The sequence below is a fragment of the Falsiroseomonas ponticola genome (assembly GCF_016805305.1).
Classification (GTDB): Bacteria; Pseudomonadota; Alphaproteobacteria; order Acetobacterales; family Acetobacteraceae; genus Falsiroseomonas; species Falsiroseomonas ponticola.
In genome coordinates, this window is the sequence record NZ_JAERQN010000003.1 from 66615 (window position 1) to 89954 (window position 23340).

At 72.7% G+C, this 23340-nt stretch carries 18 protein-coding genes and 1 pseudogene; 8 read left to right on the top strand and 11 right to left on the bottom strand.

Annotation, left to right across the window (positions count from 1 at the left end; all coding sequences use genetic code 11):
• Nucleotides 1-145: 145 nt before the first annotated feature.
• The 3 genes from JJI54_RS10850 to JJI54_RS10860 are packed head-to-tail and all read right to left on the bottom strand — an operon-like array spanning nt 146 to nt 3900.
• Complete coding sequence (locus tag JJI54_RS10850; protein ID WP_203073008.1) at nt 146-649, bottom strand: nucleoside deaminase; 504 nt, start codon at nt 647-649, stop codon at nt 146-148.
• A gap of 20 nt (nt 650-669) precedes the next feature.
• The gene (locus JJI54_RS10855; protein ID WP_203073009.1) at nt 670-3183 is read right to left on the bottom strand and encodes an ABC transporter permease; all 2514 of its coding nucleotides are present in this window, start codon (nt 3181-3183) and stop codon (nt 670-672) included.
• 6 nt (nt 3184-3189) lie between these two features.
• Complete coding sequence (locus JJI54_RS10860; protein ID WP_203073010.1) at nt 3190-3900, bottom strand: ABC transporter ATP-binding protein; 711 nt, start codon at nt 3898-3900, stop codon at nt 3190-3192.
• A gap of 136 nt (nt 3901-4036) precedes the next feature.
• On the opposite strand from JJI54_RS10860, the gene JJI54_RS10865 reads away from it, so the two are divergent.
• Both JJI54_RS10865 and thpR read left to right on the top strand, forming a co-directional pair.
• Nucleotides 4037-4594: an arylesterase gene (locus tag JJI54_RS10865; protein ID WP_226381665.1), complete on the top strand. Its 558-nt coding sequence runs from the start codon at nt 4037-4039 to the stop codon at nt 4592-4594.
• A 28-nt stretch (nt 4595-4622) separates the two neighbouring features.
• Nucleotides 4623-5159 carry an RNA 2',3'-cyclic phosphodiesterase gene (thpR, locus tag JJI54_RS10870; protein ID WP_203073012.1) on the top strand — a complete coding sequence of 179 codons (537 nt, stop codon included), beginning with the start codon at nt 4623-4625 and terminating at the stop codon, nt 5157-5159.
• Between the two features lie 78 nt (nt 5160-5237).
• Here the strand turns inward: thpR and cysD are convergent, their stop codons facing one another.
• The 5 genes and pseudogenes from cysD to JJI54_RS10895 form a co-directional block, all read right to left on the bottom strand.
• Nucleotides 5238-6158, bottom strand: a complete 921-nt coding sequence (cysD, locus tag JJI54_RS10875; RefSeq protein ID WP_203073013.1) for a sulfate adenylyltransferase subunit CysD — start codon at nt 6156-6158, stop codon at nt 5238-5240.
• A gap of 90 nt (nt 6159-6248) precedes the next feature.
• Nucleotides 6249-7358 carry a CarD family transcriptional regulator gene (locus JJI54_RS32035; protein ID WP_226381666.1) on the bottom strand — a complete coding sequence of 370 codons (1110 nt, stop codon included), beginning with the start codon at nt 7356-7358 and terminating at the stop codon, nt 6249-6251.
• A gap of 237 nt (nt 7359-7595) precedes the next feature.
• Nucleotides 7596-7928: a ferredoxin FdxA gene (gene fdxA, locus JJI54_RS10885; protein ID WP_203073014.1), complete on the bottom strand. Its 333-nt coding sequence runs from the start codon at nt 7926-7928 to the stop codon at nt 7596-7598.
• A 116-nt stretch (nt 7929-8044) separates the two neighbouring features.
• The gene (locus tag JJI54_RS10890; protein WP_203073015.1) at nt 8045-8329 is read right to left on the bottom strand and encodes an RNA-binding S4 domain-containing protein; all 285 of its coding nucleotides are present in this window, start codon (nt 8327-8329) and stop codon (nt 8045-8047) included.
• Nucleotides 8330-9242: 913 nt separating this feature from the next.
• Nucleotides 9243-11516: pseudogene (locus JJI54_RS10895) on the bottom strand (helicase-related protein); the annotation flags it as partial.
• A gap of 172 nt (nt 11517-11688) precedes the next feature.
• Between JJI54_RS10895 and JJI54_RS10900 the strand changes: the two are divergent.
• Together JJI54_RS10900 and JJI54_RS10905 are read left to right on the top strand one after the other, a co-directional pair.
• On the top strand, nt 11689-12033 hold the full coding sequence (locus tag JJI54_RS10900; protein ID WP_203073017.1) for a hypothetical protein: 345 nt from the start codon (nt 11689-11691) through the stop codon (nt 12031-12033).
• 41 nt (nt 12034-12074) lie between these two features.
• The gene (locus JJI54_RS10905) at nt 12075-13217 is read left to right on the top strand and encodes an MFS transporter (protein ID WP_203073018.1); all 1143 of its coding nucleotides are present in this window, start codon (nt 12075-12077) and stop codon (nt 13215-13217) included.
• On the opposite strand, the gene JJI54_RS10910 is transcribed toward JJI54_RS10905, so the two are convergent.
• The 3 genes from JJI54_RS10910 to acnA form a co-directional block, all read right to left on the bottom strand.
• A complete protein-coding gene (locus JJI54_RS10910; protein ID WP_203073019.1) occupies nt 13207-13980 on the bottom strand; it encodes a metallophosphoesterase family protein in 774 nt (257 codons plus the stop codon). The two genes, JJI54_RS10905 and JJI54_RS10910, sit on opposite strands and share 11 nt — an antisense overlap.
• Before the next feature lie 2 nt (nt 13981-13982).
• Nucleotides 13983-14936, bottom strand: a complete 954-nt coding sequence (locus tag JJI54_RS10915) for a diacylglycerol/lipid kinase family protein (RefSeq protein WP_203073020.1) — start codon at nt 14934-14936, stop codon at nt 13983-13985.
• A 287-nt stretch (nt 14937-15223) separates the two neighbouring features.
• The gene (gene acnA, locus JJI54_RS10920; protein WP_203073021.1) at nt 15224-17920 is read right to left on the bottom strand and encodes an aconitate hydratase AcnA; all 2697 of its coding nucleotides are present in this window, start codon (nt 17918-17920) and stop codon (nt 15224-15226) included.
• Between the two features lie 171 nt (nt 17921-18091).
• Here acnA and ccmA point away from each other — a divergent pair, with 171 nt between their 5' ends.
• The 4 genes from ccmA to JJI54_RS10940 all read left to right on the top strand — a co-directional run bounded on the left by ccmA (nt 18092) and on the right by JJI54_RS10940 (nt 23255).
• The gene (ccmA, locus tag JJI54_RS10925) at nt 18092-18682 is read left to right on the top strand and encodes a heme ABC exporter ATP-binding protein CcmA (RefSeq protein ID WP_203073022.1); all 591 of its coding nucleotides are present in this window, start codon (nt 18092-18094) and stop codon (nt 18680-18682) included.
• Nucleotides 18679-19338 (top strand): heme exporter protein CcmB, encoded by a 660-nt coding sequence (gene ccmB, locus JJI54_RS10930; protein WP_203073023.1) that lies wholly within the window; start codon nt 18679-18681, stop codon nt 19336-19338. Before ccmA ends, ccmB begins: the two co-directional genes overlap by 4 nt.
• A 348-nt stretch (nt 19339-19686) precedes the next feature.
• On the top strand, nt 19687-21258 hold the full coding sequence (locus tag JJI54_RS10935; protein ID WP_203073024.1) for an HlyD family secretion protein: 1572 nt from the start codon (nt 19687-19689) through the stop codon (nt 21256-21258).
• A complete protein-coding gene (locus JJI54_RS10940) occupies nt 21255-23255 on the top strand; it encodes a glycosyltransferase (RefSeq protein WP_203073025.1) in 2001 nt (666 codons plus the stop codon). The genes JJI54_RS10935 and JJI54_RS10940 overlap by 4 nt, the downstream gene beginning before the upstream one ends.
• The last annotated feature ends 85 nt before the right edge of the window (nt 23256-23340 follow it).

Below are 23340 nucleotides of genomic sequence, written 5' to 3' on the forward strand. Positions count from 1 at the left end.
AGGGTTAGAGCCGCCCCGGCATGCGCCATCATATGGAGTTTTCGTAATCCAGATCAACCGGGGACGCGCGGCCATCTGCGGCCGACGGGGCCCCGGCCTGTAAAATCTGGTAACGGCGCGACCTTACGCCGACCTTACGGCCGGCTCAGGCGGCGCCCTGCACCCAGTAGCCCTGGTGGGGGACGGCGCCCTCCGCCTCCAGCGCCGGGCCCACCACCTCCACCGGCTCCGCCGCCGTGGCCAGGACGGCGCGGCAGGAGAGGTTGAGGCCGGCGGTATGCGGCTGGGCGTTGCGCAGATGCAGGATGGCGGCGGCGGAGAGCCCGTAAACCACCCGGCCGATGCCCGTGTAGAAGATGGCCGACGAACACATCGAGCAGGGCTCGCCGGAGGAATAGATGGTGGCGGCCCGCAGCGCCGCGCGCGGAATGCCGGCGGCGATGACCGCCTGGCAGGCATTCATCTCGCTATGGGCCAGCGTTCCGCCGCCGCCCGTCCCCTGGGTGGAGAGCCCCTCCGCCAGGATGGTGCCATCGGCGGCCACCACCACGGCGGAGAAGGGGCGGTCGCCTCGCGCCCGCGCCTTGCCGGCCAGGGCGAAGGCGTGGCGGAGGTGGGCGGCGTCGGTCTCGGAAAGCTCTGTGTCCATGCCCCGATGAAGCCCGACCGCTACTCGTTCCGCAACAGGCCCGCCGGCCGGACGCGGAGCGCCAGCGCCGTGCCGACATAGCCCAGCGCCAGCGTCAGCAGCACGCAGCCCGCGACCGTCACCGCGAGCGTCCCCGGCAGGAACACCCAGGGCGCGTTCATCACGAAGCGCATCACGGCCCAGGAGGCGGCGGAGCCCGCGGCCGCCGCCAGCAGCCCCGCCACCAGGCCGAGCAGCCCGAATTCCACCAGCCAGGCGCCGCGGATCTGCCGGCGCGTGGCGCCGATGGTCTTCAGGATCACCGCATCCCGCACCCGCGCCCGCTGCCCGGCCGCCACCGCGCCGGCCAGCACCAGCATCCCCGCCAGCAGCGTGACGGAGGAGGTGGCCTGCAGCGCGACTCCGACGCGGGAGAGAAGCCCGGCCACCGCCTCCAGCGCATCCCGTACGCGGATGCCGGAGACGTTGGGGAAGGCATCGGTGATGGCGCGCAGGACCGAGACCTCCTGCGCCGCTTCCGACCGCACCGTCGCGATATGGGTGTGCGGCGCGGCGGAGAGCAGGCCGGGGGAGGCGACCATGACGTAGTTGATGCCGAGGCCGCGCCACTGGATCTCCCGCAGGCTCGCGATCTTCAGGTCGATGTCGCGGCCGAGCACGTTGACGGTCAGCGTGGCGCCGATGCCGATGCCCCAGCCGCGGGCGATGGCGGCGTCGAAGGACACGAGCGGCGGGCCGCTGTAATCGGCGGGCCACCACTGGCCTTCCACCAGGCGCGTGCCCTCTGGCGGCGTCGCCGCATAGGTCAGGCCGCGATCGCCGCGCAGCGCCCAGCGCGTCTCCTCCGTGGCATTCACCTGCTCCGCCGGCGTGCCGTTCACGGCAACCACCCGCGCGCGCAGCGAGGGCACGCGGCGGACATCGTCCACGCCGGCCTGGGCGCGGGCGATGCGGTCGAACTCCTCCGCCTGGTCGTTCTGGATATCGATGAAGAAGAAGCTGGGGGCGGATCGCGGCAGCTGGTCGGCCAGCTGGGCGCGGAGATTGCCCTCGATGGTCGCGATGGCGGCCAGCGTGGTCAGCCCGATGCCGAGCGCCACCAGCATGGTCGGCGTCGGCGCGCCGGGGCGGTGGAGGTTGGCGAGGCCGAGGCGCCAGGCCGGCCGGCGGATGTGCCGCAGCGAGCGTGCGACCCGCATCAGCCCGGTGGCGCCGAGCCGGAACAGCAGCAGCGTCACCGCCGCGCCGGCGCAGAAGCCGAGCGCGAATTTCGGCTGTTCCGCCGTGCCCACCACCAGCGCCACCAGCGCGACGGCCGCGAGCAGGTTGGCGATGAGGATGGGCCTGGACGGCCAGCCGGGATTGGCGGTGACGAGGTCCCGGAACAGCGCCGCGCCCGGGATGCGCTGGGCGCGCCCGAGCGGCCAGAGCGCGAAGGCCAGCGCTGTCAGCAGCCCGTACAGCGCGGCCAGGCCGAGCGCCCCCGGATAGAAGCCGAGTCGCGGCGGCACCGGCAGCGCGCCGGCCAGGGCCTGGGCGGCCAGCCAGGTCACGGCGGTGCCGGCCGCGAGCCCGATGGCGATGCCGATCGCGGCCAGCACCAGCACCTGGATCAGGTAGGTCGCCAGGATGGTGCCGGATGGCGCGCCGAGGCAGCGGAGCGTCGCGATGGTGCGGCCGCGGGCCTCCAGCCAGGCGCGCACCCCCGTGGCCACGCCGATGCCGCCGACCAGCAGGGTGGTGAGGCCCGCCAGCGTCAGGAAGGCCGCGGCGCGGTCGAGGAAGCGGTTGACCCCCGGCTCCGCCTGGTCCGAATAGCGGACGCGCCAGCCGCCATCGCCCATCGCCGCCTGCCAGGCGCGGCCGAAGGCGCGGGCCTCCGTGCCCGGCGGCAGCAGGGCGCGGGTGTCGTAGTTCACCAGCGACCCGGGCTGCACCAGCGCGGTGGCGGGCAGGGCGTCCGCCAGGATCAGCGCGCGCGGGCCGAGCACGGCGGGGCTCGCGACCCGGTCCGGTTCCTGCGCGATGGTGCCCACGAAGGTGAAGCTGGCCTCGCCGATTCGCACCGCCTCGCCAGTCTGGATGCCGAGGCGATCGACCACCGAGGCCTCCAGCGCCACGGCCGGGCGCCCCTCGCGCGGCGCCAGCGTGGCGCCGGTCACGGTGGAGAATTCCCCGATCAGCGGCCAGGCGGCATCCACGGCCTTGAGCTCGACCAGGCTGCGCTCCCCATTGGGCGCGACGGCCATGGCGCGCATCTCCACCACTTCGGAGAGTCGGGCACCACGGCCGCGCGCCCAGGCGAGCGCTTCCGGCGAAAGCGGGCGATAGGCGACGCGGACCTCCACATCGCCGCCCAGCAGCCGCGCGCCATCGGCGGCCAGGCCGGCCTTGGTGGCGGATTGCAGCGTGCCGACGGCGGTGATGGCGGCGACGCCCAGCGCCAGGCAGGCGAGGACGATTCGCAGGGAGGAGAAGCCGCCGCGCAATTCGCGGCGCGCCAGGCGGAAACCCTGGCGGAGATGGGTCAGCACGGCGCGCTACTCCGCCGCCATGCGCAGGCCATTGCCGCTGTCATCGGTGATGCGGCCATCCTCCATCCGCACCTGCCGGCCGCAGCGCTCCGCCAGCGCCGGGTCATGGGTGATGAGGATGAGGGTGGTGCCGAGTCGCTCCCGCAGCCCGAAGAGCAGGTCCATCACGACGGAGCCGGTGGCGCGGTCCAGGTTGCCGGTGGGCTCGTCCGCCAGGATCAGGCGGGGTTCGGCCACGACGGCGCGGGCCAGCGCGACCCGCTGCTGCTCGCCGCCCGACATCTGGCCGGGGTAGTGGTCCAGCCGATGGCCGAGGCCCACATCCTTCAGCGCCGCCGCGGCGCGGTCGAAGGCATCCCGCCGCCCCGCGAATTCCAGCGGCACCGCCACATTCTCCAGCGCCGACATGGTGGGGATGAGGTGGAAGGCCTGGAAGACGATCCCCACCTCGTCCCGGCGGAAGCGGGCGAGGGCATCCTCGTCCAGCCCCGCCAGGTCGCTCCCCGCGACCCTGAGCGATCCCGCGGTGGGGCGTTCCAGCCCCGCCAGCAGCATGAGGAGCGATGTCTTGCCTGACCCCGAGGGACCGACGATGCCCACCGCCTCCCCCGCGCCGACGCTGAGGTCCACGCCGCGCAGCACGGGCACGGGGCCGGAAGCGGCGGCGGCGGTGAAGACGAGACCGGTTGCGGCCACCAGCTTCTCGGGGTTCGACATGAAGTCCTCGCAAGGTTTGGCCCGATATGGGCGGCGCGCGGCGCTGCAAAAGGCCATGGCGGGTTGCGGAGTGTTGCTGGCAGGCACGCCAGCGTTCGCCCAAGGGGGCACACAGGGCCAGGAAATCCGCCTGCTCATGCTGGGCGATTCCATCACCGCCGGCTACGGCCTGGCGCGGGGGGAGGGCCCGCCGGCGCGGATCGAGGCGCTGCTGCGGGCCCGCGGCCGCAACGTGCGCGTGCTGGATGCCGGCGTCTCCGGCGACACCACGGCGGGGGGAAGGGCGCGGCTCGAATGGGCGCTGGCGGACCGGCCCCATGCCGTGATCGTCGCGCTGGGGGGGAATGACGGGCTGCGCGGGCTGACGCCGGCGCAGATGCGCGCGAACCTCGTCGCCATCCTGGACACGCTGGCCCAGCGCCGCCTGCCGGTGCTGCTGGCGGGGATGATCGCGCCCCCCAACCTCGGCGCCGAATACGGGCGGGAATTCGCCGCCGTCTTCACCGACCTGGCGCGGGACCGTCCCGATATCGTGTTCTACCCCTTCCTGCTGGAGGGCATCGCCGGCGACCCGGCGCTGAACCAGCCCGACCGCATCCATCCCACGGCGCGGGGCGCACAATTGCTGGCGGAGCGCATCCTTCCTGCCATCGAAACGCTACTGGACCGGGTGCGGCCTTTGGCTTCAGGCTGAGGGCGCCCCGGATTCGGAGCGCCTGCCGATGCCGCGTCTCTTCGTTGCCCTTGCCCTTCCCTCCCTGGTCAAGGCCCAGCTTTCCGCCCTCTCCGGCGGCATCCCCGGCGCCCGCTGGGTGCCGCCGGAGAACTACCACCTGACGCTGCGCTTCATCGGGGAGGTGCAGGGCTGGCAGGCGGAGGAGGTCGATACGGCGCTGGCCGCCATCCGCTGCCCGCGTTTCAACCTTGCGCTGGCCGGGGTCGGCACCTTCGAGAAGGCGGGGCGCATCCAGTCCCTGCATGTGACGGCAGAGCGGTCGGAGGCGCTGACGCGCCTCCAGGCCAAGGTGGAGACCGCCTTGCAGCGCATCGGGCTGGAGCCGGAGCGCAAGCGCTTCGCCCCCCATGTGACTCTGGCGCGGACCGACCGGGCGGAGACCCACAAGCTGATCGGCTTCGTCCAGGCGCATAGCCTGTTCCGCACGCCGCCGGTGACGGTGGAGTGCTTCACGCTCTTCTCCTCCTTCCTCGGGAAGGAGGCCGCGCATTACGTGCCGGAGGTTGAGTACGAACTGGCGTAGCGCCCCGGTGCAACCCGGCAGCCGTCGCGCGTCACCAGACCCAGGCGGCCCGCTGTGCCACCAGACCGCGGCAGCCCGTCAAAAATACCCTTCGCGTTTCTTGCGTTCCATCGACGCTTCCTGGTCGCTGTCGATCAGGCGGCCCTCGCGTTCGCTCTTCCGGCTGTCGCGGATTTCCTCGAGGACCTGCCCGATCGTCTCCGCCCGGCTTTCATGTGCGCCGGTCAGCGGCCAGTCGCCCATGGTGCGGAAGCGCACCCACATCATCTCGACCGTCTCGCCCGGCTCGAGCGGCATGCGGTCGTCATCGCGCATGATGAGGGCGCCGGAGCGCCGGACCATGGGGCGTTCGGCCGCGAAATAGAGGGGGACCACGGGGATCTCCTCCGCCGCGATGTAGTCCCAGACGTCGAACTCGGTCCAGTTGGAGAGCGGGAAGACGCGCATCCCCTCGCCGGCGTTGAGCCGCGTGTTGTAGAGGCCCCAGAGCTCCGGCCGCTGGTTGCGCGGTTCCCAGACATGGCCCGCGGTGCGGTGGCTGAAGACGCGTTCCTTGGCGCGCGCCTTCTCCTCATCCCGCCGCGCGCCGCCCAGCGCGGCGTCGAAGCCGTATTTGTCGAGCGCCTGCTTCAGCGCCTCCGTCCCCATGACGTTCATGTGGAGCTGGGAGCCGTGGGTGAGGGGCCCGATGCCGCGCGCCAGGCCATCGGGGTTGGTGTGGACGATGCAGTCCAGGCCCAGCTCGGCCACGCGCCGGTCGCGGAATTCCAGCATGGCGCGGAAGTCCCAGCCTGTCGCGATGTGCAGCAGCGGGAAGGGCGGCTTGCCGGGGGCGAAGGCCTTCATCGCCATGTGCAGCACCACGCTGCTGTCCTTGCCGATGGAATACAGCAGCACGGGGTTGCGGAAGCTGGCCGCCGTCTCCCGGATGATGGCGATGCCCTCGGCTTCCAGGCGCCGCAGATGGGGCGACAGGCGACGTTGCGGTGCGGTGGACATGGCTACGGGCTCCGGCGCGGCCGGGCCCCTTCGCATGGTGGCGGTGAAAGGGGAAGGCCCGGGGGTTTCGCCAACCCCCGGGCGAGATCGTCAGGTGACGGTCTTGAGGAAGGTCTGCAGCTTGTCGGCCGCGGCCGCCTTGTCCGTCCGGTCGATGGCGGCGAGTTCCGCCGCCAGGCGGTCCAGCGCCTGTTCGTAGATCTGGCGCTCGGAGAAGGACTGGTCCGGCTGGCCGGCGTTGCGGTGCAGGTCGCGCACGACCTCCGCGATGGCCAGCGGGTCACCGGAGTTGATCTTCGCCTCGTATTCCTGGGCGCGGCGGGACCACATGGTGCGCTTGATGCGGGCGCGGCCGCGCAGCACCTCCAGCGCCTCATTCATCATCTCCTGGCTGGCCAGCTTGCGCAGGCCGGAGGAGGCGGCCTTGTTGACCGGGACGCGCAGCGTCATCCGGTTCTCCTCGAAGGTCACGATGATGACCTTGAGGGACATGCCGGCCACGGGCATGTCCTCGATCCCCTGCACCTGGCCGACGCCATGGGTGGGATAGACGACATGGTCGCCCGCCTTGAATTCCACCGGCGGGCCCTTGGGCTTCGGCGGCGGGGGCGGGGAGGGGGCGTCATCCCCATCCTCCACCACCGGCTGCCGGGGCGCCGGACGGGGCGGATAGACCGGCGGGCGCGCGGAGGCGGCGGCTGCGGCGGCGGGGCGGGGCGGCGTATTGCGGTTCTGCATGGGGGCGGCGGGGCGCGGCGCGGGTTCGGGCGCGCGGGCCGGCGGCGGGGCGGCGACCTTGGCTTCCGGCGCGGCCGCGGCCTTCGCCGGGGGGGTCTTCTCGGCGGCTGCCTTGCTGGCGGCCGGCGCCTTGGCGGTGGCGGCCTTCGCGGCCGGGGCCTTGGCCTCCGGCGCCGGGGTGGCTGGAGTCTTGATGGGGATGGCCTTGCTGTCGGTTGTCTTGGGAGCGGCCGCTGCCGCCTTCGCCGGCGCCTTGGCAGGGGCGGGGGCGGCTGCGGGGGCCTTGGCGGCGGGTGCGGCCTTGCTGGGTGGCTTGGCCACGGCGGCGGCCTTGGCGGTCGCGGCCTTGGCGCCGGCAGGCTTCGAGGCGGTGCCGGCCTTCGCGCCGCCGGTCCTTCCGGCGCCGGCCTTCGCGGCGCCCGTCTTCACGGCACCGGCCTTCGCCTGGGCGGTTTGCTTCATCACGCCACCCGCTTTCCATGCCGCGGACCGGGCAGCCCTGCGCGCGGCATCCCCCGCCGGGGAATGGCACCGCGGGCGAGCCCCGGTCGCGGGCTTGTCATGAACCCGATGAGGGGGAAACGCCCGGCCGTCCGTGTCGTTTTCCCGATCCCTTTGATAACATAACACAAACCGGCGTGCGTTTCCACCCCCGCCCCGGCCGGGGCGGGTCTTCGCCGGTACCGGGGCGATCCGGGGTCAGGGCGAGCCGGGATTGGGGTCGAAGAGGTCCTTCTTGCCCGGCTTGTCCTTCCATTCATCCGCATCGGCGGGCGCCTGGCCCTTGCGGGTGATGTTCGGCCATTGCGTGGCGTAGGTGCGGTTCAGCTCGACCCAGGGCGTCGCCTTGTCGTCGCTGTCGGGCAGGATCGCCTCGGCGGGGCATTCCGGTTCGCAGACGCCGCAATCGATGCATTCATCCGGGTGGATGACCAGCATGTTCTCGCCCACGTAGAAGCAGTCCACCGGACAGACCTCCACGCAGTCCATGTATTTGCACTTGATGCAGTTCTCGGTGACGACGTAGGTCAACTGCGCCTCCGGCGGAGATGCGTGCCGCGGCCCCTGCGGCGGCTTTCGTCCGCGCCATGCCAGCAGCGCGGAGATGACGACATGGCCCGGCGCGCGACGCAAGGCAAGCGGCTGTGTCAGGCGGGGTCGGAGAGATCCTCGTAGAGGCCCCGCGCCTCGCTGGCCGGGCCGCGGCGCTCCGCCAGCGCCAGCACGCGCCAGACCCGCACGCGCCCGCCCAGCGCCAGGGTCAGCACATCGCCGACGCGCAGCTTCGCATGCGGCTTGTCGGTCGGCAGCCGGTTGATGCGGACGCTGCCGCCCGAGACCTGGCGGGCGCATTCCGCCCGCGTCTTGGCCAGCCGCGCGCACCAGAGCCAGAGGTCGAGACGCTGGAAATCGCGCCCTTCCCCTGCCTCCATGCCGGCCTCAGTCCTTCTTCAGCTTCAGCTGGGCCAGGACCGCGAAGGGCGAATCGGGCTTCGGCGCCGCGATCACCTCCCGCGGCCGCTCGTCGCGGCCGAAGCGTCCCCGGTCGCCACCCCGATCCGGGCGCGGCCCGTCGAAGCGCGGACGGTCGCCCTGCGGGCGCGGGCCGTCCGGCCGGCGGTCGGGGCGGGGCCCATCGAAACGCGGCCGGTCGCCCCGCTGGCGGTCCCCCTGGGGCCTGTCACCCTGGGGCCTGTCACCCTGGGGTCGGTCCCCCTGGGGTCGGTCCCCCTGGGGCCGATCGCCCTGGGGCCGGTCGCCTTGCGGCCGATCGGCCTGCGGGGCCTGGTCGCCAGCCGGCGCGCCATGCCGCGGCGGGCGGTTGCCGCCATCGCGCCGCGGCCCGAAATCGCGCCGCTGGCCATCCCGCGGCGGGCCATCCCGGCGCGGGCCACGATCCGCGCCATCGCGGCGCGGGCCGCGATCGGGGCGGGGCTGGCGCAGTTCCGGCGGGATGGGCGGGCCGAAATAGACCGGGCGCGGCGCGCCATCCGGCGTGCCCTCCGGGCGGGGGCCGCGCGGCCGGTCATCCCGGCGGGGGCCGCGCGCCTGGTCGGGGCGACCTTCCGGCCGCGCCTGGTCGGGCCGGCGCGGGCCGCGCGGGCCCTGGCGTTCCGGCCGGTGGACGCTGATGCGGGGCGGCGCCGGCGGGCCGAACTGCCCCTCCTCCAGCTCGCCACCCGGGATCAGGCGGAAACCCATCGCCTCCAGCGCCATGGGCAGCGTGTCGCCCTTCACGCCGAGGCGGGACGCCAGGCCTTCCGGCACCGGCGCCGGGGCGCGGCGCGTGAGGTAGCCGAGTTCGCCCGCGATCCGCTCCGCCACGTCGAGGCGCAGCAGCACGCGCCCGGCCGGCAGCCAGCCCGCCATGATGGCGAAGCCCGGCGGCCAGCCTTCCGGCCCGCGCGGCGTGTTGGGATCGGCCGGCGCCGGCAGCGGCACTTCCGGCAGCGTCACTGCCACCAGGCCGGGATTGGGCAGCAGCGGCGTCGGGATGTTGCGGCGAAGCGCCCAGAGCTGGGCCCGCAGCTGCATCGCGCGCGGCTTCAGCACATCCGGCAGATACAGGGCGTAGCGCCCGGCCCGGATGCCGATGGCCTTGAGCCGCGTGCGCAGATCGGCCGGCACCTCCCGGTCCGTGGCGCCGGGGGCGAGGCCCATCGCCTCCCGCAGCCGGAAGGCCGGGCCGCGCAGCGTGTTGTCCTCTGCGGCCTTGGCCTCCATCGCCTCCAGCCCGCCGAGTTCCTTCTTCACCAGCGCATCGAGCCAGAGGGCGAGCTTGGCCCGCACCCTTTCGCGCTGCGTGTTGTCGAGGAATTCGGTGGCGATGACGTCCACATGGGGCTTCAGCGGCTCCGGCCCCGGGCGCAGGCGCGCCACCTCCGCGCCGTCCCACATCACGCGGTGCTGCGGCGTCAGGGTGAAGGCCTCGTCCTTCGCCATCTCCAGCGCCGCGAGCCGGCGGGGCATCTCCTCCCGCAGCGCGCGGCGGGCGGCGCGGAGCACGAGGCGCTTCTCCTCCTCCTTCGTCGCATCCGGGTCGGGGTGGAAATGGAAGCCCTGGACCTTGCCGACGGAATGGCCTTCGACCAGTACGTCGCCCTGGCGGGTGACGGCGGAGAGCAGTTCCTTTTCCGTGTCGTCCAGGCTGCGGATCAGGTGCGCGGCGCGGCGATCGACGAAGCGGGCGATCAGCCGCTCATGCAGCGCGTCGCTGACCGCCTCCTCGGCGCGGCGGGCCTCCGCCTGGTGGCTTTCCGCATCCGCGATCCAGTCGCCGCGGGCGGCGATGTAGGACCAGATGCGGATATGGGCGAGCCGCGCCATCAGCGTGTCGAGGTCGCCCTCCACATTGCCCAGCGCGGCGATGTTGCCCGCGACCCAGTCGGTGGGCAGCCGGCCTTCCTGCGCTAGGTGGCCGAAGATCTTGCCGCAGAGCCTGGTGTGGCTGTCATCCGACATCTTGCGGAAGTCGGGCACCTGGCAGGCTTCCCACAGTAGCCGCACGCGGGCGCGGCTCTGCGCCAAGCCGCGGATCTCCGCTTCCCGCGCCAGGGCGTTCAGCGTGATGTGGTCCACCGCGTCATTGCCCTTGGCCAGGCCCGGCTGGGGCGGTGGCGCGGCCAGGCTGTCCAGCAGCCCGTCGATGCTGGCGAAATCGAGGTCGCTGTTCCGCCAGGCGATCTGGGACAGCGCCTCGAAGTGATGGCCCTCGATCTGGTGGGCGAGCTCATCCGGCAAGGGCGGGCAATCGGCGGTGGTGCCGAAGCTGCCATCGCGCATGCCGCGGCCGGCGCGGCCGGCGATCTGCGCCGCTTCCTGCGCATTCAGGGCGCGCAGGTTGTGGCCATCGAATTTCCGCAGATCGGCGAAGGCGACATGGTCCACATCCATGTTCAGGCCCATGCCGATGGCATCCGTCGCCACCAGGAAATCGACTTCACGATTCTGGTACAGCGCCACCTGCGCGTTCCGCGTGCGGGGGCTGAGGCGCCCCATCACGACGGCGCAGCCGCCACGGCGCCGGCGCACGGCCTCCGCGATCGCATAGACCTCCGTCGCGCTGAAGGCGACGATGGCGGAGCGCGGCGGCAGTTTCGTGAGTTTCGCCTGGCCGGCGTGGGTGAGCTGGGAGAGCCGCGGGCGCGTCTCGATCTCGGCCTGGGGCACCAGGCGCTGCAGCAGCGGGCGGATGGTCTCCGCGCCCAGGAACATCGTCTCGACCAGGCCGCGGGCATGCAGCAGGCGGTCGGTGAAGATGTGGCCGCGATCGGCATCGGCGCAGAGCTGGATCTCGTCCACCGCCACGAATTCCGCGCGGCGGTCGAGCGGCATCGCCTCGACCGTGCAGGCGAACCAGCGCGCCTCCGGGGGGACGATCTTTTCCTCCCCGGTGATCAGGGCGACGTATTTCTCGCCCTTGGCGGCGACCATCCGGTCATAATTCTCGCGCGCCAGCAGGCGCAGCGGGAAGCCGATGATGCCGGAGGCATGCGCCAGCAGCCGCGTGATCGCGAGGTGGGTCTTGCCGGTATTGGTGGGGCCGAGCACGGCGCGGACCCGGGGAGCGAACATCTGGCCGTGTGACCTTGTGGTATCGGACATCGTGTTGGTCGGCATGGTCCGTGGGGGAGGTGACGGGTGGCACGCCGCCGCGGGCTTGGCAACCTTTGGGGCTGGATTGGGGGCGGCGGCGCGGCGATGCGGGTTGGCAACGAAGCGTAAACCTCCTTGCGGGAGGGTAGGGGCCTGGCCGGTCCCCCGCCGTGCCAGCTGGGGCAGGAGGCCCTGCATGACCGATCCGCGAGGCCGGGCCGTGCCGCCCGTGCGCGCTACCCTGCTGGCCGGGCTGGCGCTCGCCCTGCTCGGCGCGATGGCCCTCATGCTCACCGCAGGCGCCGTGCCCGCCGATCCGCCGGATCAGGCCGCCCGGCCGATCGAACAGGCGGAAAGCCTGGCCCTGACCATCCTTGCCTGTGGCGTCGCCGCGCTGGCCATCCTGGCCGGCATCGCCGCCCTGGCGCTGGAACGCAGCCTGGAGCCGCCGGCGGAAGGGCGTGGCGGGCTCGCCATCTCACCCGCGCGGAGCCATCCCTTGCCCCCCGGCAGGATCGAACCGCTTCGAAAGGCGGCCTGAACCCCTTCCGCCCCCGGCCCGCAGCCGTCAGGTTGCGGCCCGTGACCCTCGCCGCGCGCCATGCCCTGATCTTCGCGACGCAATTCGCCGCGGTCGGCGTCATCCTGCCCTTCCTGCCCGCCGTGCTGGCGGGCCACGGCCTTTCCGCGGAGGAAGTGGCGGTGGTGCTGGCGGTGGGGTCCGCCGTGCGGCTGGTGGCGGGGCCGCTCGGCGGGCGGATCGCGGATTCGATCGGCAATGCGCCGGTGGTGCTGGCGGCCTCCGCCGCGATCTCGGCCCTGGCGGCGGCGGGTTTCCTGCTGCCGGCGGGCTTCGTGGCGCTGCTGGTGGTGCAGGCGGTCCACAGCGCGGCCATCGCGCCGATCGTGCCGCTGACGGATGCGGTAGCCGTGACGGCGGCACGCGGGAAGCCGGGATTCGACTACGCACGGGTTCGCGCCGCGGGCAGCATCGCCTTCATCCTGGCGGCGCTGGCGGGCGGGCAGGCGGTGGCGGTGGCCGGCACGCAGGGGGCGGTGGTGCTGCTGGTCCTGTGTCTCGCTGGCACCGCGCTGGCCGCGCTGCTGCTGCCGCGCGCGGCCCCCGCCGCACCCCGCGCCGCGCGGGGCTGGGGCGGCTTCCTGGCGCCGCTGCGCATCCCTGCCTTCCGGCGGCTGCTGGCCGTCTCCGCCCTGATCCAGGCGAGCCACGCGCTCTACTACGCCTTCGGCACACTTCACTGGCAGGCGGCGGGGCTCGGCGCGGGGCTGATCGGCGCGCTCTGGGCCACGGGGGTGGTGGCGGAGGTGGCGCTGTTCCTCTGGGGGCGGGGAATCGTCGCGCGGCTGGGGCCGACCGGCCTGTCGGTGGCCGCGGCGCTGGCGGGCGTGCTGCGCTGGGGCATCACGGCGGTCACGGTCGATCCGCTGCTGCTGTTCCCCGCGCAGATCCTCCACGCCGCTACCTTCGGCATGCAACACCTGGCCGCCATGGCGGTGCTGGCCCGCGTGGTGCCGCCGGCGGAGGCCGCGACGGCGCAGACGCTGCACGCGGCGCTGGGCGTCGGCCTGTGGATGATGCTGGTGACGCTGGCCTGCGGCCCCGCCTATGCGGCGCTGGGGGGCGGCGGCTTCTGGGGCATGGCGGCGCTGTGCCTGCTGGCCGTGCCCGCGGCGCTGGCGCTGGGCCGCGCGCTCAGGCGGTGACGGCCGCCGGCGCGTCCCGCCAGGCCGCGCCATCCCACACCCGGGTCGAGACCCGCGCCTGGCCCTCCGCCACCGTGATGCGGTTATAGGCGTTGGGCGTGCCGCGCAGCCGGGTGGAGGTGGCGGTTGCCGCCTGCACCAGGAGCATGCCGCCATCGCCCGCCGGGCGGATGTCGCCCAGATGCAGGTGGCCCGTCAGCACCAGCCCGACCCCGTGCCGCGCGAAGGCTTCGAGGGCCGGTGCCGCATTGCCCACCAGCCGCGCCGCCGGCGCCAGGGCCGGCGCCACGAAGGGGTGGTGCGCGACGACGATGCGGAACAGCCCCGCCGGCAGCGCCGCCAGCCGCGCCTCCGCCCGTGCGAGGCGCGAGGGGGAGACGCGGCCGCGCGCCCAGTTCAGGTAAAGCCCGCCGCGCCGCGCGGTGTTCAGCCCCACCACCGCGATCTCCGCATCGGTGAAGACCGGCTCCGTCTCCGGCCCCACATGGCGGTGCCAGCGGCCATAGGGATCGGTGAAGCGCTCGATGACGTCATAGGGCGTCATGTCGTGGTTGCCGGGCACGGCCAGGACCGGCGCGGGGATGGCCCGCAGGAAGGTCATGGCCGCGGCGAATTCCCGGTGCCGCGCCTGCTGCGTCAGGTCGCCGGACACGGCCAGCAGATCCGGCGGGTTCAGCGCCAGGTCGGCCGCCAGCGCGGCGACGACGGAGGGGTCCTCCGCCCCGAAATGCAGGTCGGACAGATGGGCGATGCAGCGGACCATGGTCAGGCGATGGCGGCGCCGGGGGGTACCGCCTGCTCCAGGGGCGCGTCCACCGTCACCGGCGCCGGGCGCGGCGCGATGACGCGCAGCGCGCCGGGATGGGTGCGATAGACCAGCGGCGGGGGCAGCAGCACCGCTTCGCCGTCATTCATCACGCGGACCGCCGTGCGCGGCGTGTGGATGGTAACGCCGCGGGCGGTGCGTTCATGTACCAGGCGTGCGCCGCGCCAGGTGCCGAGGAACATGCCCACCATCAGCCGCACCCACCACCAGGCGCCGTATCGCCGCGCGACATAAAGCGCGAGCCGCCCGCCATCGAGTTCGGGCTTCGCCATCACCTGGCCGAAGGCCTCGGCATAGGGATTGTTCGCGACCGAGAGCGCACGCGTCCAGAGCCGCACGGCCCGCCCGCCATCGAGCGAGACGCTGAGCCGCATCGGCCGGTGCTTCCATTCGGAGCGCAGCGCGGCGAGGGCGAAGGCGATCCGATTCCGTAGCGAGGCGCGCCCGCGATGCTTCTCCCGGTGGCGGCCGAGCCAGGAGGGGGAGCCGATGACGGAGGAGCAGAGGAAGAAATGGCCGTTCACCTCCGCCACGTCGATCTCCCGGATCGCGCCATGGGCCAGCGCCTCCGCCGCCTGGTCTAGGTCGAGCGGGATGCCGAGATCCTTGGCCAGCATGTTCATCGTGCCGAGCGGCAGGATGCCGAGGGCCGTCGGCCCGCCCATGAGCCGCGCCGCCGCTGCCGCGATGGTGCCATCCCCGCCCCCGACCACGACGGCATCGGCACCATGGGCCACGGCGGCATCGAGCCGCGCGAGCAGCCCGCCCGGCAGGTCCGGGATCAGCTCGGCATCGAGCCCCGCGGCGGCGAGATGGCGCGCCACCTCCTCCGCGATCCGGTCGCGGCCGAGGGCGGTGCCGGAGGCCGAATTGATGACGACGGCGATGCGCATGGCGGCCGTAACGGCCGCGGATGCGTCGGGTTCGATGCCGTCGCCATCCCCGACGTGGAAGAGGCTGTCGGGCGACGCGCCTCGCCCCCGCATGCGAAAGGGGCGCGGCCCCGCCGGACCGCGCCCCTTCCACCTTGCCGGCACCGGCGGAACCCGCCCGTGCCCGATCCCTGGGCCGCCCCCCGATGCCCTGCCGCGGCTTCACCGCGGCAGGCGGCGCCGACCCCAGAGGACCGGCACCCAATCCGGGCAGGCCGCGGCAACGCCGAAGGCGTCGCCGTGGGGAATCAGGCCGCCTTGGCCATGCCCCGCAGCACGTAGTGCAGGATGCCGCCGTTCTTGTAGTACTCGACCTCATCCGCCGTATCGACGCGGCACATCAGCGTCGTGGTGTGCGTCGTGCCGTCCGGGCGATGGATCACCATCGTCACGTCCATGCGCGGCGACAAATTCTCCACGCCCAGCAGGTCGATCGTCTCCGCGCCGGTGATGCCGAGGCTCTTGCGGTCCTCGCCATTCTTGAAGACCAGCGGCAGCACGCCCATGCCGACCAGGTTGGAGCGGTGGATGCGCTCGAAGCTCTCCGCGATCACCGCCTTGGCGCCCAGCAGGAAGGTGCCCTTGGCCGCCCAGTCGCGCGAGGAGCCGGTGCCGTATTCCTTGCCGCCGAAGATGACGAGGGGCACGCCCTCGTTCTTGTACTTCATCGCGGCGTCGTAGATCGGCATCACCTCGCCCGAGGGGTGGTGCTTGGTCACGCCACCCTCGGTGCCCGGCGCCAGCTCGTTCTTGATGCGGATATTGGCGAAGGTGCCGCGCATCATGACTTCATGGTTGCCGCGGCGCGCGCCGTAGCTGTTGAAGTCGGCCTGACGGACCTGGTGTTCCAGCAGGTAGTCGCCCGCGGGGGACGTCTTCTTGATGGAGCCGGCCGGGGAGATGTGGTCGGTCGTGATGCTGTCGCCGAGGCTCGCCAGGATGCGCGCGCCGGTGACGTTCTTGATGTCCGCCACGTCCATCGTCATGCCCGTGAAGTAGGGCGGGTTCTGGACGTAGGTGGAGCCGGAGTTCCACCGATAGGTGTCGCTGTCCGCATCGACGCGGATGGCCTGCCACTGGGCCGGACCCTTGAAGACGTCGCCGTAGCGCTCCATGAACATCTTGCGGGTGACGACGGCGTGGACGGTGTCGTTCACCTCCTGCGTCGTCGGCCAGATGTCCTTTAGGTACACCGGCTGGCCGTCGCTGCCGGTCCCGATCGGGTCGGTCGCCAGGTTCAGCTTCACCGTGCCGGCCAGCGCATAGGCGACGACCAGCGGGGGCGAGGCCAGGTAGTTCGCGCGGACATTGGCGTGCACGCGGCCTTCGAAGTTGCGGTTGCCGGAGAGCACGCTGGCGACCACCAGCTTGTTGTTCTCCACCGCATCGACGATCGCATCCGGCAGCGGGCCGGAATTGCCGATGCAGGTCGTGCAGCCATAGCCGACCGTCTGGAAGCCGAGCGCATCGAGGTCGGCGGAGAGCCCCGCCTTGTCGAGATACTCGGTCACCACCTGGGAGCCAGGCGCCAGCGAGGTCTTCACCCAGGGCTTCGGCTTCAGCCCCTTGGCCCGCGCCTTGCGGGCGACGAGGCCGGCGGCGACGAGGACGTAGGGGTTGGAGGTGTTGGTGCAGCTCGTGATCGCCGCGATCACGACGTCACCATGGCCGAGGTCGTAGTTGGCGCCATCGACGCCGACGCGGAGGTCGGCCTTGTCGCCCGGCACGCCCATCGTCCCCGCCGCCAGGTCCTTGGCGAAGGAGGCCGAGACATTGGACAGCGCGACGCGGTCCTGCGGCCGCTTCGGGCCGGCCATGGAGGGCTCGACGGTGGAGAGGTCGAGTTCCATCGTGTCCGTGAAGACGGGGTCGGGCGTGGAGGCATCGCGCCACATGCCCTGCGCCTTCGCATAGGCCTCCGTCAGCGCGATGCGGTGCTCGTCGCGGCCGGAGATGCGGAGGTAGTCGATGGTGGTCTTGTCCACCGGGAAGAAGCCGCAGGTGGCGCCGTATTCCGGGGCCATGTTGCCGATCGTGGCGCGGTCGGCCAGCGGCAGCTCATCGAGGCCCGAGCCGTAGAACTCGACGAACTTGCCGACGACGCCCTTCTTGCGGAGCATCTGCGTGACCGTCAGCACCAGGTCGGTCGCGGTGATGCCCTCCCGCAGCTTGCCCGTCAGCTTGAAGCCGATGACGTCGGGGATCAGCATGGCGATGGGCTGGCCGAGCATCGCGGCCTCGGCCTCGATGCCGCCCACGCCCCAGCCCAGCACGCCGAGGCCGTTGACCATCGTCGTGTGGCTGTCGGTGCCGTAGCAGCTGTCCGGGAAGGCGTAGGTGTCGGGGCCGTCCTGCGACGTCCAGACCACCTGCGCCAGATATTCCAGGTTCACCTGGTGGCAGATGCCGGTGCCCGGCGGCACGACGCGGAAATTGGCGAAGGCGGACTGGCCCCAGCGCAGGAACTCATAGCGTTCGCCGTTGCGCTCGAACTCGATGTCCACGTTCTTCTGCAGCGCGTCCTTGCTGCCGGAGACATCGACCATCACGGAGTGGTCGATGACCAGGTCCACGGGAACCAGCGGGTTCACCTTGCGCGGATCGCCGCCGAGCTTGTCGAGCGCATCGCGCATCGCGGCCAGGTCCACCACGGCCGGCACGCCCGTGAAGTCCTGCAGCAGGATGCGGGCGGGGCGGAAGGGGACTTCCTTGGTGGACCGGCCCTCGGCCAGCCAGCCGGCGATCGACTTCGCGTCGTCCACCGTGTAGCTGCGCCCGTCCTCGAAGCGCAGCACGTTCTCCAGCAGCACCTTCAGGCTGTAGGGCAGCCGCGTCACATCGCCGATCTTGGCCGCCGCCTCGGGCAGGCTGAAGTAGTTGTAGTCCTTGCCGTCCACCGTGAGGGTACGGCGGGTCTTCAGGCTGTCCTGCCCGATCATCCGCATGGTCCGGTTATCCCCGTCGTGGCACCGGGACCGGTGCGACCCCGGAAGCGGGGCGCCTTCCGCCGACCCAGGCGCGGTTTCGCCCGCGGCGCTTTCGCGACCGCAGCATTGGGCTTAAACCACAGGCAAGGGGGCCGGTCCATCCGGTGAGGCGGGGTTGAAGGGGCGCTGATGCTGGAAGGTCGGGACCTCGCCTGCTGGCGGGGGGAACGCGCGGTCTTCGCCGGCCTGTCCTTCACGCTGCCGCCTGGCGGCGCGCTGCTGCTGGTGGGGGCCAATGGTGCGGGCAAGTCATCCCTCCTCCGGTTGCTCGCGGGCCTCGTGCCTCTCGCGGAGGGCGAGCTGCTCTGGCAGGGGCAGGATGCGCTGGCGGACCGCGTGGCCCACGCCGCCAGGCTCCGCTACCTCAGCCACCAGGACGCCCTGAAACCCTCCTTGAGTGCGCGGGAGAACCTCTCCTTCTTCGCCCGTCTCTGGGGCGGGGATACGGAGGCGGCGCTGGATTCCGTGGGGTTGTCTGACCTTGCGGACCTGCCGGCGCGGGTCCTCTCCTCCGGCCAGAAGCGGCGGCTGGCGCTGGCGCGCCTCGCCTTGGCGCCGGCGCCGCTCTGGCTGCTGGACGAGCCGACGGTCGGGCTCGACACGGCCTCGGTCGAGCGGCTGGGGCTGCTGCTGGCGGCGCATCGGCAAGCGGGCGGCGCCGTGCTGGCGGCGACGCACTTGCCCCTGCCCCTGCCGGGCGCCGGCGAGTTGCGGCTGTGAGGGGCTTCCTCGCGGTGCTGGGGCGGGAGGTGCGCCTCGCCCTCCGCCACCCCGGCGATGCGCTGGCGGCGGTGCTGTTCTTCGTGCTGGTCTGCGCGCTGTTCCCCTTCGGCATCGGGCCGGAGCCCCAGACCCTGGCCCGCATCGCGCCCGGCGCGCTGCTGGCCGCGGCGCTGCTGGCGGCGCTGCTGCCGCTCGACCGGCTGTTCGGGGCGGAGGCGGAGGACGGCTCGCTCGACCAGCTCCTGCTCTCCGGCCTGCCGCCCGCCTTGCTGGCGGCCGCCAAGGCGGCGGGGCACTGGGTGGTGACGGGCCTGCCGCTGCTGGTGGCCTGCCCGGTCGCCGCGGCGCTGCTCAACCTGCCGGTGGAAGCCTGGGGCGCGGCCATGGCGGCGCTCGGGATCGCCACCGCCATCCTTTCCCTCTTCGGCACGGCGGGCGCGGCGCTGACGCTGGGCGCGCGGCGCGGAGGCGTGCTGCTGCCCCTGCTGGTGCTGCCGCTGTCCATCCCCGCCGTGATCTTCGGCGCCGCGGCGATCGAGGCCGCGGCCGGCGGCATGGAGGCGCGCCCCTACCTGCTGCTGCTGGGCGCGCTGCTGGCGCTGGCCGCGCCGCTCGCGCCCCTCGCGGCCGGGGCGGCCCTGCGCGGGGAATAGAGCCCGGCGCGTGCAGGTCCGCGGCCGCTGCAACCAGCGATCGCTTGTTTTGACATGAATGTGAATTTAGAACGAAGGCGTGAGCCAATTCGGTAGGCTCGCTCTCAATTTTTACGCTGCGCTCGCGGGCTGCCCTGATGGCACGGCCGGCCGGCGCAAGAAGGGGCCAAACCCCGCATGCGATTGTGGGGCTACCCGCGCAAACCCGCGCGGACGGCAGACGGGGGGGCGACTTCCGCCGCGGGTGATGCCGCGCCGGGGGATGGCGCCGCTTACCCTGCCGCCGGCCCCCGTTTCCCCTGGCAGCCGGCCGGCGGCCCGCCCCCGGCCGGGCGCTACCATGAACCCGTGGCCCCGCGCGCCACGCCCGCGCCGCCCCAGCCGATCTTCCTCGACGAAGCCGCCAGCCCCGGCTTCGGCCAGGCCCCGCCGCCGCCCCCGCCGCCGGAGCCCCCGGCCGCGCGCCCCGCCCCCCCGCCCGCGGGCGAACCCCCGGCCGCCCACCACCGGCCCTGGCGTGACGCGGCGGAAGCGCTGCTGCACCGGCTGGACCCGCCGAGCCTGGCGGAGCTGCGCGCCCATTGGCCCGCCTGGACGCTGCGCGCCGTCACCTATTCCGGCGCCATCCTGCTGGCGGGCAGCCTGCTGCTGGCGACCCTGCCGCCCATCCTGTCCGACACCTCCACCCGCGCCGTGGTGAATGCCCCGATCGCGCTGGTCACCGCCCCGATCGATGGCGAACTGGACCGCCTGCTGGCCCAGCCCGGGGAGGCCGTGGGCCCCGGCCAGGTGCTGGCGCATCTGCGCAACGAACGGCTCGACCGCTCCACCCTGATCGGCCTGCAGAACCAGACCGCCGGCACCCGGGTCGCCCTGACCGGGCTCGAACAGCGCCTCTCCATCGCCGAATCCTGGGTGGTGACGCTGGAGGCGGCGCTCTCGACCCACCGCGCCCATGCCATGCGCATGGCGGAGGAGGGGGAGCGCGAGGCCCGCGCCAAGGCCGCCGCCGCGGCCTCCGCCGTCGCGGAACAGGCGGCGCTGGCCAACCGCCAGCGCATCCTGTTCGAACGCGGCGTGGTGACGGAGACCGTGTACCGCATCGCCCAGATGCGGGAGCGCGGCGCGCGGGAGGAGCTGATCGCCGCGGAGGCCACGCTGGCGCGGCGCGTCGCGGAACGCATCGCGGTGGAGACCGGCAGCTATGTCGGCGATGGCCAGGGGGCGCTCGGCGCGCTGGTGGAGCGGCGGCGGGACACGATCCTCGAGATCAACCGCATGCGGGTCGAGCGCCAGCAGCTGATGACCAGCCTGGCCAGCCTGGAGGCGCAGACCCGGGTGGAGGAGGAGCGCTTCAACCAGCAGCGCGCCGCGCAGGCCGTCTCCGCCAATGGCGGGCATGTGCTGCGCGCCTTCGCCAGCCCCGGCCAGCGGCTCGCGGCCGGCGACACCATCGCGGGCACGGTCGAATGCGGCCGCGCCTTCGTCGTCGCCATCTTCTCCGTCCGCCAGGCGCATCGCCTCGGCCTCGGCACCCGCGTCAGGATCGAGGCCGATGGCTGGCAGGAGACCCGGCTGGGCGTGGTGGTGCAGGTGCTGCCGCGCACCACGGACCGCGTCGATACCGGCTACGCCGTGCCCTTTCCGCCGATGGAGCGGCGGGAGATGTACGTGCTGGTCGAATTCGACGAACGGTCGCCGCGCCGCTGGTCGCGCGGCTATGAAAGCCGGCTCGCCCCCTCCGTCCCCTGCGATATCGGCCGCTGGGTGAGCGTGGAGGTGGATGGCAGCTTCTTCGGCGACGTCACCACCACCGCCTGGCGCTGGACGCGCGGCGTGGTGGCGATGATCTTCGGCCGCGCCGAGGCATCGCCCACGCGCGACGCGGCCTCCCCCCCGCGGGGCGAAGGGCCGAATTGATCGCGGGCGCGCCCTGGGACCTGCAGGCCGCGCTGTCCTGGGGGGCGGGCTTCGCGCTGGCGGCGCTGCTGCTGGCCCTGCTGCTCGACCGGTCCCGGCCCTTCGACCGCGTGCTGTTCACGGGCTGCGCCATGCTGCCCATCCTGGTCTACCTGCACTGGCGCATCACCCAGACCCTGCCCGCCTTCGACATGGCGTTCGAACCGCTCTGGGCGCGGCTCTTCCTGCTCTTCGAGACGATCTCCATCGCCTATACGCTCGGCGCCGCGCTGATCATGACGCGCTGTTCCGCCGCGCGGGTCCGCGCGCAGGCCGATGCGGCGGAGGCGCTGCTGGCGCGCAGCGGCGACTGGCCGGCCGTGGACATCTTCATCTGCACCTACAACGAGAAGCTGGAGGTGCTGGAGAAGGCGATCGTCTCCGCCCTCGCGCTCGACTACCCGCGCGACCGTTTCACGGTCTGGGTGCTGGACGATACGCGCCGCGGCTGGCTGCGCGACTATTGCGAGGAGGTGGGCGCCCGCTACCTGACGCGCCCGGACAACAAGGGTGCCAAGGCCGGCAACCTCAACAGCGGCTACCGGCAGACCGCGGCGATCACCGGCGCGCCGCTGATCCTGGTGCTGGACGCCGATTTCGCGCCGCAGCGGCAGATGCTGAAGCGCATGGTCGGGCTGTTCCTGGACCCGAAGGTCGGCGTGGTGCAGACGCCGCAATTCTACTTCAACCCCGATCCCATCCAGCACAACCTCGGCATCACCGGGTCCTGGGTGGATGACCAGCGCGTCTTCTTCGACCTGTTCCAGCCCGCCAAGGATGCCTGGGGCTGCGCCTTCTGCGTCGGCACCGGCTTCATCGTGCGCCGCGACCTGCTGGACCGCATGGGCGGCTTCCCCGAAGGCGCGGTCAGCGAGGACATCTACCTCACCTATTCCCTGCTCCGCCGGGGCTACGAGACGCGCTGGCTGAACGAGCGCCTGTCCATCGGCCTGTCGGCGGAGGACATGGCGGAATACTGCACCCAGCGCGCGCGCTGGTGCCTCGGCACCATCCAGGTGGCCCTGCTGCGGGACGGGCCCTTCGTCGGCCGCGGCTACACCATCGGCCAGCGGCTGCACTACCTGCACGGGCTGCTGCACTGGCTGTCCAAGCCCTTCCTGCTGCTGCTGCTGCTGGGGCCCGCCATCTACTGGGTGCTCGGCGTGCCGGCCTTCCAGGCCGACCACGTCGATTTCGTCACCTACGGCGTCCCGGCGCTGGCCTGCTTCTGGATCCACAGCGCCTGGATCTCCGGCGGGCGCTCGCTGCCCCTGTTCACGGAGGTGAGCCACGCCGTCGCCGCCCTGCCCGTGACCATGTCCCTGGTCGCCGCCGCCATCCGCCCCTTCGGCCGGCCCTTCAAGGTGACGGCCAAGGGCAGGTCGCGCACCGCCATGACCTTCAACCGCGGCTTCGCCATGGGCTTCGGCGCCATCCTGGCGGCCAATCTGGGCGGCATCGCCTGGTCCCTGATCGGCCCGGACAATCCGGTGGAGGTGGCGGCCGAGGATGTGATGAACATCGTCTGGGCCTCCATCGCCATCGTCCTCGCCCTGGTCTGCATGCTCGTCTCCTGCGAATTGCCGCGGCCGCGGGGGGAGGAGCGCTTCGATGTCCGCTGGCGCCTGCCCGGGCTCACGGTGGAGGATTGCTCCGTCAGCGGCGCGCGGCTGCGCTACGACGACCCTTCCCTGGCGCCGGCCATCGGCACGACGCTCGACCTGGTGCTGCCCGAAGTGGGCGCGGTGCGCGGGGAGGTGGTGCGCCGCGGCGCCCCCGGCGTGGTGGGCATCGCCTGGCGGATCGATGCCGTGGCGCGGCGGCGGATCATCGCCGCCCTCTTCTCCCGCGCCCCCGACAATGTGGCGCGCGCCGGCCGCCTGGGCGTGGCGCTGCGCGGCCTGTGGCGGCGGGTGCGCGACCCGGATGGCAGAAAGGCGATCCGCGGGCCGGGCTGACGGAACCCGGCCGCGCCCCTGCGCGTCTTCGCCCACAACACCGCGTGAGGCCCGACATGCCGTTCAGGGGGAAGCCGCCGGGATC